Source organism: Microbacterium zouquanmingi (genome assembly GCF_052266675.1).
Lineage (GTDB): Bacteria > Actinomycetota > Actinomycetes > Actinomycetales > Microbacteriaceae > Microbacterium.
Genome location: NZ_JBQPRA010000002.1, coordinates 664,190 through 677,440, shown reverse-complemented (window position 1 = coordinate 677,440; position 13,251 = coordinate 664,190). Strand labels below are relative to the sequence as shown.

7 protein-coding genes are annotated in these 13,251 nt (G+C 66.8%); 3 read left to right on the top strand and 4 right to left on the bottom strand.

Annotated features, from left to right (window positions below; translation table 11 throughout):
• Positions 1–108 precede the first annotated feature (108 nt).
• Together ACTU6V_RS07175 and gdhA are read left to right on the top strand one after the other, a co-directional pair.
• Positions 109–2,760, top strand: a complete 2,652-nt coding sequence (locus ACTU6V_RS07175; RefSeq protein ID WP_443475337.1) for a phosphoenolpyruvate carboxylase — start codon at positions 109–111, stop codon at positions 2,758–2,760.
• A gap of 120 nt (positions 2,761–2,880) precedes the next feature.
• The gene (gdhA, locus tag ACTU6V_RS07170; RefSeq protein WP_443467257.1) at positions 2,881–4,248 is read left to right on the top strand and encodes an NADP-specific glutamate dehydrogenase; all 1,368 of its coding nucleotides are present in this window, start codon (positions 2,881–2,883) and stop codon (positions 4,246–4,248) included.
• A gap of 116 nt (positions 4,249–4,364) precedes the next feature.
• Here gdhA and ACTU6V_RS07165 read toward each other — a convergent pair whose 3' ends face one another.
• Positions 4,365–4,961, bottom strand: a complete 597-nt coding sequence (locus ACTU6V_RS07165) for a gamma carbonic anhydrase family protein (RefSeq protein WP_443475312.1) — start codon at positions 4,959–4,961, stop codon at positions 4,365–4,367.
• A gap of 40 nt (positions 4,962–5,001) precedes the next feature.
• A complete protein-coding gene (mfd, locus tag ACTU6V_RS07160; RefSeq protein WP_443475311.1) occupies positions 5,002–8,529 on the bottom strand; it encodes a transcription-repair coupling factor in 3,528 nt (1,175 codons plus the stop codon).
• A 44-nt stretch (positions 8,530–8,573) separates the two neighbouring features.
• Here mfd and ACTU6V_RS07155 point away from each other — a divergent pair, with 44 nt between their 5' ends.
• On the top strand, positions 8,574–9,143 hold the full coding sequence (locus ACTU6V_RS07155; protein ID WP_443467260.1) for a GNAT family N-acetyltransferase: 570 nt from the start codon (positions 8,574–8,576) through the stop codon (positions 9,141–9,143).
• A gap of 4 nt (positions 9,144–9,147) precedes the next feature.
• Here ACTU6V_RS07155 and ACTU6V_RS07150 read toward each other — a convergent pair whose 3' ends face one another.
• Both ACTU6V_RS07150 and ACTU6V_RS07145 read right to left on the bottom strand, forming a co-directional pair.
• The gene (locus ACTU6V_RS07150; protein ID WP_443475310.1) at positions 9,148–11,763 is read right to left on the bottom strand and encodes a glycoside hydrolase family 2 protein; all 2,616 of its coding nucleotides are present in this window, start codon (positions 11,761–11,763) and stop codon (positions 9,148–9,150) included.
• 66 nt (positions 11,764–11,829) lie between these two features.
• Positions 11,830–13,206, bottom strand: coding sequence for an extracellular solute-binding protein (locus ACTU6V_RS07145; RefSeq protein ID WP_443475309.1), 1,377 nt, complete (start codon positions 13,204–13,206; stop codon positions 11,830–11,832).
• Positions 13,207–13,251 lie beyond the last annotated feature (45 nt).

The window sequence follows — 13,251 nt, the reverse complement described above, 5'->3', positions numbered from 1 at the left end:
GGCTAACCTCGAAGGGTGATCACGGATTCCCCCTCCCCCGAGCCCACACCCACAGAGGCCATCCGCGTCATCGGCCGTTTCGAAGCCGGACGCGGCATTCCCGACGCGATGCGTGCGGACGTGCGGATGCTCGGCGCTCTGCTCGGCCAGGTGTTGCGCGAGTGCGGCAGCCCCGGACTTTTCGAAGACGTCGAGCGACTGCGTCTGGCCAGCATCCAGGCCTACGAAGAGCACAGCACCCCCGCAGAGAGCGGAGCCTTCGATCGCGCTGCCGAGATCGCCGAGTCGTTCACGACCGAGCGGGCTGACGAGGTCGCCCGCGCTTTCACCTGCTATTTCCACCTGGTGAATCTCGCCGAAGAGCACCAGCGGGTGCGCGTCCTCCGCGAGCGCGCAGGTCGCCCGGCCACGTCCTCTGGCTCAGCGACTGGAGCTCGGGAGTCCGACACGGTCGCCGCTGCCTACGCGCAGCTGCGCCGCGAGGTCGGCGATGACGAGGCCCAGCGTCGCCTCGGAGAGCTCCGCTTCCACCCGGTCTTCACCGCGCACCCCACCGAGGCGCGCCGCAGGGCGGTGTCGGGCAGCATCCGTCGCCTTTCTGAGCTCCTGAGCGAGCGCGATGCGGCGAGCGTCGGCGGCGCTGAAGAGCGCCGCGCGAATCGTCGGATGCTAGAAGAGGTCGACACTCTCTGGCGCACCGCCCCCCTGCGCGCGCAGAAGCCTTCTCCGACCGACGAGGTCCGCACCGTCATGTCGGTGTTCGATGAGACCCTCTTCACCACGGTGCCGCACGTATATCGCCGTATCGACGACGCTCTGCGCGGCGAGGAGTCCGGCGCGAGCGCACCGATCGTTCCCGCATTCGTGCGCATCGGATCGTGGGTCGGCGGTGACCGTGACGGCAACCCGTTCGTCACTGCCGCAGTGACCCGCGAGGCGTCGAGGATCGCCTCTGACCACGTTCTGCGCGGTCTCGAGCGCGCCATCGACCGCATCGGCCGCAGTCTCACGCTCGATGCCGAGGGCACCCCGCCCAGCGCCGAGGTCACTGCGCTGTGGGATGCGTTCGCGCAGTCCGCGCCCGACCTGGCGAACGAGATCGCCACGCGCGCCCCCGATGAGCCGCACCGCCGCGTGCTGCTCGCTTTCGCGCACCGGGTCTCCGCGACGCGCACAGAAGCCGCGGGCGCGTACGGCGCTCCGGAAGAGCTGCTGGCCTGTCTCCGTGCTGTTCAGGAATCGCTCGTGGCCTCGGGCGCGAACAGGCACGCCTTCGGTGGCATCCAGCACCTGATCTGGCAGGTCGAGACGTACGGTTTCCACCTCACTGAGCTCGAAGTGCGCCAGCACTCGCAGGTGCACCGTGAGGCTCTTGCAGAACTCGAAGCGGGCGGGGAGCTCAGCGAGCGGACGCTCGAGGTGCTCGATGTCTTCCGCGCGGTCGCTGACATTCAGCGCGCCTATGGTCTGCGTGCAGCCGGCCGCTACGTCGTCTCGTTCACGCAGTCGGCACAGGACCTCGCGAACGTGCACCGCCTCGCGAAGTACGCGCTGGGCGATGACGCCCCTGTGCTCGACGTCGTGCCGCTGTTCGAGACGTTCGCCGACCTGCAGGCAGCCCCGGCGATCCTCACCGAGGTCGTCGAGTTCCCTGAATTCCAGGCGCGGATGGCTGCGACCGGCAACCGCCTCGAGGTCATGCTCGGGTACTCCGACTCGTCGAAGGACGTCGGCCCGGTCGCCGCGAATCTCGCCCTCTACGAAGCGCAGGAGAAGATCGCGCTGTGGGCCAAGGAGTCCGGCATCGCCCTGACCCTGTTCCACGGTCGCGGCGGCGCTCTCGGCCGCGGCGGGGGGCCTGCGAACTCGGCGATCCTCGCCCAGCCGCCGCACTCCGTCGACGGACGCTTCAAGCTCACCGAGCAGGGCGAGACCATCTTCGCCCGCTACGGCGAACCCGCGATCGCCATGCGCCACATCGACCAGGTCGCCGCGGCGACTCTGCTGGCATCTTCGCCGAGCGTCGAGGAGCGCACCAGCGGCGCTGCTGCGCGCTACGCGAAGATCGCACAGACGATGGATGCCGCGTCCCGCGAGCGCTTCTTCTCGCTCGTGAAGGCCGAGGGCTTCGCCCCCTGGTTCGCCACCGTCACCCCGATGGAGGAGATCGGCCTGCTCGCTCTCGGCTCGCGGCCCGCCCGCCGCGGGCTCTCTGTCGAGTCCCTCGAAGACCTGCGCGCGATTCCGTGGGTGTTCGCGTGGACCCAGGCCCGCATCAACCTGGCGGGTTGGTTCGGTCTGGGCAGCGCGCTCGAGGCTGTGGGGGATGAAGCGCTCCTCGTCGAGGCCTACCGCGAGTGGCCGCTGCTGCACGCGATGATCGACAACGTGGCGATGAGCCTGGCGAAGACCGACGAGCGCATCGCGCGTCAATACCTGGCGCTCGGCGACCGTGACGACCTCGCCGCCCTCGTCCTCGACGAGCTCGCGCTCACCAAAGCGTGGGTCATCCGCCTCACCGGTGGCACGGGTCTGCTCGAGAACAAGCCGATCCTCCAGCGGGCCGTGACACTGCGCAGCCCCTACGTGGATGCGCTGTCGCTGCTGCAGCTGCGTGCGCTGCGCGAGCTGCGCTCGGCGGCATCCGAATCGGAATCGGTCACTGAGCCTGTCGAAGTGTCGGGCGTGGCTGACGAGCAGCGCCGGCTCCTGCTGCTCTCGGTCAGCGGCGTTGCCGCTGGCCTGCAGAACACCGGGTGAGGCCCCCTGTTACTACACCATCGAACACCCGGGGTAAAGTGAAACCTCGCGCCCGATCCGGCGCACGACTTCACGCGACACGATCGCGCCCTCAGCCACAGAACCAGAAAGCTGTCCCGCGTGACCGCAACCCTCACTGAATTTCACCCGCTCACCGAGTCTGTCCAGCCCGTGTTCGACACGGTTCTGGCCCGCAGCCCGCACGAACCCGAGTTCCAGCAGGCAGTGCACGAAGTGCTCGGAACGATCTCCCCGGCGCTCGAGCAGCACCCGGAATACGTCGAAGCAGGCATCCTCGAGCGGCTCGTCGAGCCCGAGCGTCAGATCATGTTCCGCGTGCCGTGGATCGATGACGCAGGAAAGCTGCAGGTGAATCGCGGCTACCGCATCCAGTTCTCCTCGGTGCTCGGCCCGTACAAGGGCGGACTGCGCTTCCACCCCTCGGTGAACCTTTCGATCATCAAGTTCCTGGGCTTCGAGCAGATCTTCAAGAACGCTCTGACCGGTCAGGGCATCGGCGGCGCCAAGGGCGGCTCGGACTTCGATCCGCACCGCAGGAGCGACGCCGAGATCATGCGCTTCTGTCAGTCGTTCATGGGCGAGCTGTACCGCCACCTCGGCGAACACACCGATGTTCCTGCGGGTGACATCGGCGTCGGCGGGCGCGAGATCGGCTACCTGTTCGGTGCGTACCGCAAGATCACGAACCGTCATGAGTCGGGCATGTTCACCGGCAAGGGCACCGGCTGGGGCGGCGCTGAAGTGCGCACCGAGGCCACCGGCTACGGAGCGGTGTTCTTCGCTGAGGAGATGCTCGGCGTGCATGGGGACTCTCTCCAGGGCAAGCGCGTCGGCGTCTCGGGCTCGGGCAATGTCGCGATCTACGCCATCCAGAAGGCGTCACAGCTCGGTGCGACTGCCGTCACGGCATCCGACTCTTCGGGTTACATCGTCGACGATGCCGGAATCGATCTCGACCTCCTGCGCCAGATCAAGGAAGTCGAGCGCGGCCGCATCGTCGAGTACGCGAACCGTCGCGCAAGCGCACGCTTCATCGAAGGCGGCAGCGTCTGGGATGTTCCCGTCGACATCGCCGTGCCGTCTGCAACGCAGAACGAGGTCACCCTCGCCGACGCAGAGTCGCTGATCGCGAACGGCGTCCGCGCGGTCTCCGAGGGCGCGAACATGCCGTGTGTTCCCGATGCCGTCGCCGCATTCCAGCGTGCCGGCGTCCTGTTCGCACCGGGCAAGGCGGCCAACGCCGGTGGTGTGGCCACCTCTGCGCTCGAGATGAGCCAGAACGCATCGCGTCAGCGCTGGACCTTCGGCGACAGCGAGAACAAGCTGCGCGAGATCATGCGCGACATCCACCGGGCATCGTTCGATGCGGCCGAGAAGTACGGCGTCGCAGGAGACTACGTCGCCGGCGCGAACATCGCGGGCTTCCAGCGGGTTGCCGCAGCGATGCTCGCCCAGGGCGTCATCTGATCGCCGGTATCTCTGCTGGCTGACACTTGTCAGTCGATTTCACGGATGTCGGTCGAAACCACCCGGTTTCGACCGACATCCGTGTTTTGTACTGACATCCGTGCGAACCTCGCCGGTCAGAGCACGCGATCGTCGGCGTGCCGCGCGAGCGACGTCGCGTACCGCTCGGTGAGCTGCACCATCAGATCCGGTGTGTCCCGGTCGACGCCGAACACGTGCCCTGGGAAGTCCAGATCCGGCTGCGCCGCGGCGATGGCATCCGCCTGATCAGGTGAGAACAGCTGTACGGGGTCTCCGACGGCGACCCACCCGATCGGCACCACCGTGCCCTCTGGAAGCACCGCACGGCGCGTCACGATCGCGTTCACTCGGATCTCGCAGCGCCCTCCGACGATTGAACCGTTGAACACACGGGCGCCCGAAGCGAAGAACACCTCGTCGCCGACGGTCGCACCGGCGATGCTCGCAAGAGTGCCGACGAGCGTGTGATCCCCGATGCGCACCGCGTTGGCGGCCGTGGCGCGGATGAGGGCGTTCTCCATCACGATCACGTACTCGCCGAGGGTGATCGGACCACCCTCGGCGGTGATCACGGCGCCATGCAGCACCTGGCAGCCAGGTCCGATCTGGACATCGCCCGAGATGACAGCGGTCGGCGCGATGACGGCAGTGTCATCGATGCGGGGCCGAGCCCCGAGGTGCTCGTACAACATGCCGCCAGACTAGCGCTGCGCGGTGCCGGCGTGCACGAGTTCAGGACGCGGCCGGGGCCGGCTGCGGGAAAAGCGCGGTGAGCAACTGCGACACCCACGGGAGGATCTCGGCATCCGGCGCGAGCGGCACGACGAGCGCCTCTCCCCCGGCGACGAGCTTCGCCTTCGGGTACAGGCGCTGCAGGCGCACCTTCATCGAGTCCTCGAGACGCGCCGGGGCCACGCGCAGGTTCGATCCCATGACGACGAGATCAGTCAGCCCTGCTGCGGCCGCACGACGGCGCAGACGCGCAATCGCAATGAGGCCCTCGACTTCTTCAGGCAGCGCGCCGTAGCGGTCCGTGAGCTCTTCGATGACGAGGTCGATCGCGTCGTCCTTCGCACTGAGAGCCGCTGCGGCTGACAGCTTCTGATAGGCCTCCAGGCGCAGCCGCTCGCTGTCGATGTAGGTCTCGGGAATACGGGCATCCACCGGAAGCTCCATCCGAAGCTCCACGTCCTCTCCGGTGTCTTCACCGCGGAAGTTCGCCACGGCCTCGCCGACCATGCGCAGGTAGAGGTCGAATCCGACACCGGCGATGTGGCCGGCCTGCTCTCCGCCGAGCATGTTGCCCGCCCCGCGCAGTTCGAGGTCCTTCAGCGCGACCTGCATACCCGAGCCGAGATCGTTGTTGATCGCGATGGTCTGCAGCCGGTCAGCGGCTGTCTCGGAGAGCGGCTTGGCATCGTCGTAAAGGAAGTATGCGTAGGCGCGCTCGCGCGCACGCCCCACGCGGCCTCGCAGCTGGTGCAGCTGCGAGAGCCCGTACTTGTCGGCCTTGTCGATGATGATCGTGTTGGCGTTGGAGATGTCGAGTCCGGTCTCGACGATCGTCGTCGACACGAGCACGTCGTACTTGCGCTCCCAGAAGTCATCGACGACCTGCTCGAGCTGGTGCTCGCCCATTCGTCCGTGGGCGACGGCGATGCGCGCCTCCGGCACGAGCTCGGCCAGCTCGCTCGCCACGCGCTGGATCGACTGCACCCGGTTGTGCACGAAGAAGACCTGTCCTTCGCGGAGGATCTCGCGCCGGATCGCGGCGGCGATCTGCTTGTCACTCCGGGGACCGACGAAGGTGAGAATCGGATGCCGGTCCTCCGGCGGCGTCGCAAGCGTCGACATCTCACGAATCCCCGTGACCGCCATCTCGAGCGTGCGCGGAATCGGCGTCGCGCTCATCGCCAGGATGTCGACATTGGTCTTCAGCTTCTTCAGCTTGTCCTTGTGCTCGACGCCGAAGCGTTGCTCCTCGTCGATGATCAGCAGCCCCAGGTCCTTGAACATCACCTGGTCGGTGAGGATGCGGTGCGTGCCGATGACCATGTCGACCGAACCGTCCAGGAGCCCCTCGAGCGTCAGCCTGGCGTCCTTATCGGTCTGGAAGCGCGAGAGCGCCTTGACCTTCACGGGGAACCCGGCGAAGCGCTCGGTGAAGGTCTCGAGGTGCTGCTTCACCAGCAGCGTGGTCGGCACGAGCATGGCGACCTGCTTGCCGTCCTGAATCGCCTTGAACGCCGTGCGCACTGCGACCTCGGTCTTGCCGAATCCGACGTCGCCAGAGAGCAGACGATCCATCGGGATCGGCCGCTCCATGTCTGCCTTGATCTCGTCGATCGTCTGCAGCTGATCGAGTGTTTCGGCGAACGGGAACGCCTCTTCGAGCTCGCGCTGCCAGGGAGTGTCCGGCGAGAACGCGTAGCCCTTGGCCGCCATGCGGGCTGAGTACAGCTTCACGAGTTCGACCGCGATATCGCGGACCGCCTTGCGTGCCTTGCTCTTGGCCGCCGACCAGTCGCTGCCGCCCATCTTCGACAGAGTCGGTGCTTCACCGCCGACGTACTTCGAGAGCAGGTCGAGCTGGTCAGTGGGCACGTAGAGCTTGTCACCGGGATAGCCGCGCTTTGCGGGCGCGTACTCGAGCACGAGGTAGTCGCGCGTGGTCTTGGTGGCGTTGCGCCCGCCGGTGGAGACCTCGCGCTGGGTCATCTCGACGAACTTCGCGATGCCGTGCGTGGAATGCACGACATAGTCGCCGTTCTTCAGTTGCAGCGGGTCAACGACGTTGCGGCGCCGCGAGGCGAGCTTCTTCACGACGCGCTGGTCGCCGCCGATCGTTCGGCCGTAGAACTCGTTGTCGGTGAGGACGGCGAGCTTCGCCTCCGGCACCTGGAATCCGGACTCAAGAGATCCGAGCACGAGAGTTGCGACACCCGGGTCCGGAGCATCCGTCAGCGTCTCGACCGGACGGGCGGCAAGCCCCCGCTCCGAGAGGACGTCGCGAGCGCGGTCGACGAGCCCGATTCCGGATGCCACGACCACAACGCACCACGCATCAGCGAGCCGGGCGGCGACGAAGTCGATCGCGCCGTCGACGTTGCCATGGAAGGACGGGATGATCGACGCGTCGATGTTGGCGGCATCCGCGTCATCGCTCGCGAATGGGCTGAACCGCCACCAGACGCCATCGCGCTCGCGGACGATCTCGCGCAGCCTCGCGACGCTGAGAAAGTCTCCGGCGCCGAGGTCGATGGGTGCGGATGCTCCAGACGTCGCCGCGCTCCACGCGGCATCCAGGAACTCGCGGTTCGTCTCACCGAGGCTATGGGCGCGGGCGGTGGCCCGCTCAGGGTCGACGAGGGCGACAGCGGTGCCAGGTGCGAAGTACTCGGCGAGAGACCTGAGCGGGCCGGCGACAGCTGGCAGCAGCGACTCCATGCCCTCAACAGGAATGCCCTCGGACATCTTCTCGAGCATTCCCGCGATCGCAGGAAAGCCGGCGATGAGCGACCGCGCCTTGTCACGCACCTCCGCGGTCAGCAGCAGCTCTCGGGTCGCCGGAAGCTCGACGAGCTCGATATCGCCTGGTAGCGACCGCTGGTCGGCGACCGAGAACGCCCGGATCTGGTCGATCTCATCACCGAAGAACTCCACGCGGTACGGATGCTCGCTCGTCGGCGGGAAGACATCGAGGATGCCGCCGCGCAAAGCGAATTCACCGCGACGAGAGACCATGTCCACCCGCGTATACGCGCGCTCGACGAGCTGCTCGACCGCATCATCGAGCTCGAGACCTCGCCCCCGCAGCGCGAGAGCGAGAGGAGCGGTGTCGCCGAGGTTGCCGGCGATCGGCTGAAGGGCCGCACGCACGGAGGCCACGACGATGAGCGGACGCTCGCCAGCCCAGGTCGTGATGCGGCGCAGGGTGTCCAGTCGCCGGCCGACCGTGTCGGCGCTCGGGCTGAGTCGTTCGTGGGGCAGCGTCTCCCAGGCGGGGAAGCTGAGGATCTCAGCATCCGGCACGAAAGACCCGAGCGCTGCGGCCAGCGACTCGGCACGGCGACCGGTCGGCGCGACGACGAGAAGAGAAGCCGGATGCCCCGCGCTCGTGCGCTTGGCAAGAAGACCCGCGATCGTGGGAGCATCGAGTCCGTCGACGAGCCCGAGGTCGGCATCGGTCTGCGCCCAGGTGAGGGCGTCGTGGTACAGGGTTGCCTCTTCCAAGGCGCGCAGAATCCCGGGAACAGTCACCAGGTGAGTCTAATGGGCGCCTCGGACACCGGTAGCCTTTCACGATGGAACCGGTCACCCTGCACACCGATCGACTCGTCCTGCAGGCTCCCACCGCAGATGACGTGGACGCTATCTTCGAGGCCTGCCAGGATCCGGAGATCCCCCGCTGGACGACGGTTCCGAGCCCCTACACACGAAAAGACGCCGAAGGTTTCGTCGAGTTGATCGCGCAGTGGTGGGCGGACGAGAGCCAGACGATCTGGGGCATCTTCCACAACGACACGCTCATAGGCGTCGTCGGTCTCCATCACATCGCGGCGCACGACACAGGCGGCTCTACCGAACTCGGCTACTGGGCGACGGCTGCGGCACGGGGCCAGGGCTTCATGGTCGAGGCATCCCGCGCTGTCATCGAGTGGGGGTTCGCCGAGCTCGGGCTCGCGCGCATCACCTGGCGCGCGGTGGTGGGAAACATCCCCTCAGCCCGCACCGCCCGCGCACTCGGATTCCACTACGAGGGCACTGTTCGCCAAGGACTGACGAGCACACGCGGGCGCGACGACGGCTGGATGGCAGGCCTGCTGGCATCCGATGACCGCACGCCGACCGACTGGCCCGTGCCACTCGGCTGAGCTGCTACTCCCCTGCGCTCGCGCGCAGGAGCGCGCGTCCCACAGCGTGGGCGATCGGCGACGTCTGCAACGCCTCGCGCACACGCAGGGTGCTGATCGTCACTGAGCCCTCACTCCAGCGGACGGTCGCGGTGCTGGTCGCAGCCCCGCGCAGCCATCCGGAGAAGATCGCCGAGTGCACGACCGCCGAACGCAAGGGTCCAGGAATCCCGCTGATCACGAACTCACCGAGCAGATCCTCGTAGGCGATGCCGAGGATCGTGTCACCGGGGACCTCAGCGAAGGCTCCGCGGCGGTCCAGCCACTCGGTGCGCGGCACCCAGTCGCCGTCTCCCGCACGCGAGGTCAATCGCGCGGAGGGCAGGTAGTCAAATGCCGCGCCGAGCGCGTTGTCCGCTTCGGCCAGCAGCAGAACGCGTCCACCTGATCGGGCGTGCTGCTGTGCCTCAGTCGTGAACGACCGCACGACGAGCAGATCGCTGTCGACGGACGTCGGAACGGAGAGCTCGCCGAGCCACTGCGCGATCTCGGCATCCCCCGCTCGCACAGCGCCCCCCGCCCATGGGGTGCGTGCGACGACGAGGATGTCTGCAGCGTCGCGGGCGAGCAGCTCCCCCCCGACGTGCAGTTCGGCTTCGACCAGGTGCTGCGCGTTCTCGGCCGGCATCGGGATGCGCAGCGTCCATTCTTCGCGGTCTGCTCCCGCGGGCTGCGACGCAACAGGCTCACCATTGACGACCACCCGCATGGTGACATCCGCTGGCAGGCCGACCGGCGCCGGCAGCGACGTCACCGTCAGCGCCAGCTCATCTCCCGCATAGAGGCTGTATGCCTCAGGCCGCAGCGCCACAGCGTGCTCGCCGTTAGCCAGCGCGAACTCGGCGGTGTACTCCTTGGGCCTGCGGTTCATGTCGAAGAGCCCGTTGGCTTCCCACTGCACGTCGCTCAACTGGGTGAGCACGTAACCGCGGATGTCGTCATGCAGTCGGATGCTCGTGGTCTGGTAGCGGTTGGCGACGAGCTGCGCGTGGTGCAGCTGACGGACCAGCTCTTCCCATGATCCGAACGTGTCCTCAAGGCCCAGGCCCCGGAAGCGAGCCATGAGACCCGTGCCCTCGGCAGCGCCGAAGGCCCAGTCCGCACCGAGCGCGAACCACCAGGGCTCAGCGCCGTCGTCATCGTACTGATCCAGCACATGGGGCAGACCCCAGTTGCCGAATTCGCTGAGAACGAGCGGCTCGTCGCCGGTGCGTTCGGCATCGCCGTGCGGCGAGAAGGTCCAATCGGGGCGGGTCGCGAAGTCCGCGATCTTCGCGTCCCATACCTGGCGGCTCTCCGGGATGCCCCGGTAGACGTGGAAGTCGTCGATGTGCGTGCGCAGATGGAAGTTCGGCTCGCACGCGGAGTTGTCGACGACGAGCGATCCTGCGGCGTACTGCTCGATGTCGTCGAACACGTCACGCAGCCACGCGCGTTGGGTGGCACTTGCCAGATCGATGCCCCACGACTCGTTCATGATCGTCCAGATCACGATGCTCGGGTGGTGACCGTCACGGTCGATGAGCGAGCGCAGCAGCTCGTGGCCGGCCTTCGCGGTTTCCGGCGTCCACGTCATCCAGCTGGGCAGCTCGGTCCACACCAGCATGCCCATGCGGTCAGCGATCTCGTAGTAGCGCGGGTCGGGGCGCTTGATGTGCACGCGCAGCATGTTGAAGCCGAGCGCCTTGGTCTGGCGCAGCATGTCCTCCCATGCGGCGAAGTCGTCCGCCGCGGGAGTGGCACCGGGGTGATAATCCTGGTCGAGAACGGCGCGCAGGTAGATCTCGCGGTCGTTCAGGAAGAATCGCCCGCCCTGCGAGCGGAACGAGCGGAAGCCGGTGTCGCGCGTGAGCACATCGGTCGTCGCGCCTGCGCTCTGCAGCGAGACCTCGACGGTGTACAGCCGCGGGTCATCGAGGTCCCAGAGCTCGGGGTCGACAACGACGATGTCGCCGGAGACTTCAGTGCCCTGCACAGTGAGAGCTGCGGTGGTGACAACCGCGTCATCACGCAGCACCCGGACCTGGGCCGATTCTGCTTCCGCCGCGGCGGCGCCGCGGAGAGAGATCGTGCCGGTCGCGGCATCCGATCTGATCGAAAGCGCGCGGACGTGAACCGGATGCCGGTCCTCCAGAACCACGGATTGCCAGATGCCCGCCGTGGTGCCGTACCAGGACTGCTTGCCCAACGGATGCTCGAGGAAGCCCGGTTCGCTGGAGGAGCCGAAGCGCGGCGGGTACGAGACGGTTACCTCAATGGTGTTGGGGCCTGCAGAGACGGCATCCGTGATGTCGAACTCGAAGGGCTCCCATGCTCCGGAATGCGTGCCGATCTCTCGCCCGTTCACTCGCACCGACGCGGTGTGGTTCACGGCCCCGAAGCACAGCACCAGGCGTCCCGCAGGCGCACTGGTGACCTCGAACTCGCGTTCGAAGCGCACGGTCTCGTGCGAGTCGCCGTAGCCGGCAACCTGGGTGGTCCATGTTCCGGGAATCATGACCTCCCGCGATTCGGCATCGCCGGGGAGGTGCAGGAGCCAAGCGCCGTCGAGACTGACAGCGGCGCGGTGGGCGGTGAGCATGAAGCCTTCTTCCGAAAGAGAGCGGGGTGAGGACGCGATCGTCCCCACCCCACAGGAACTGCTGTGTTACTTGATTTCCTGCGTGACGCGAGCCTGCGCTTCGCTGAGAGCCTCGGCGATGTCCTTGTCGCTGAACCAGACCTCATCCAGCTGTGCGTGGATGAGCGACTTCACGGACGTCCAGTTCTCGACCTGCGGCACGAAACTGATGCCGGTCAGAGCGGTCTCGGTGTAGTTCGCACGCTCGGGAGCCGCGAGGTACTCCTCCGAGTCGATGATCGAAACCCGCGGCGCGATGTGACCGGTTGCGATTGACCAGGATCCGCTGTTGTCGTAGAGGAACTTGGCGAACTCGAGTCCGGCACGGTACTCGACAGGGTCATCGCCCTTCTGACGCGGCAGCACCCACATGTGCGACGAAGCCCACGCGGCAGGTGCGTCGTAGAGCGTCGGCAGGTCGGTGACCGTGTAACCGAAGTCGGTGGTCGCTGCGTACTCGTTGATCGCCCACACGCCGTTCAGCAGAATCGCGGACTGGCCGTTCTTCCACTCGTCGATGGATCCTGCGTAGTCGGCGTCGGTGTGCATGTAGCCGGCGTCGAGCAGCTCGTTGATGAGCTCGAGAGCCTTAGCTGCGGCCTCGGTGTCAACCTCGGCGCTGCCGTCAGCCGAGATGACGTCGCTGCCCTGCTGGCGAACCAGCGAGTAGAAGAAGCGCCATGCCATGTCGTCATTGGCGAAACCAGACGAGAACAGCATCAGGCCGGTCTTGTCCTTGACATCCTTGCCCATCTGCAGCAGCTCGTCCGGGGTGGTCGGCAGCACGGGACGGCCGTCCTCGCCGATGTAGCCTGCGGCGGCGAGCACGTCGGTGTTCACGTGCATCACGAGTGCGTGTGCGTCGAACGGAACCGCGTAGGTCGATCCGTCCCACATCACGGACTTCTGCGCCTGCTCGGTCGCGTCGGTCATGTCGATGCCGATCGACTCGGGATCGAACGCCAGCAGCTGGTCGCGCGTGGCGTAGTCGGACATCGAATAGTCGTGCAGGTTCGCGATGTTGGCGGGCTCGCCACCCGCAATGGATGCGTTGAACGCGTCGTAGTACGAGTTCCAGTCGGTCCCGCCGAGGCGCTCGATGGTGATGCCGTACTCGTTCTCGGCGTTGAACTTGTTGGTGAGGATCTGAATGGCCTCGCACTCGGTGGTCGCCTTCGCGGGGTCGGTGACGCCCTGCGTGGTCTCCTCGCAGTCACCGAACATGCGCGACATGGTGATCGTGGTGCCGTCGAGCTGCTCTGCCGTGACTGCTGCGATCTGCTCGTTCAGGTCGCCGCTGTCAGCGGATCCGGAGCCACCATCGGCTCCAGTGCCGCACGCCGTGAGCAACAGGGCCGCTGCCGTCAGCGACGCTGCTGCAGCGACAATCTTGGTCTTCTGCATGGTTTTCCTCTCATGGGGTGGACGTTGTTGTCCGTGGCTGCCGGG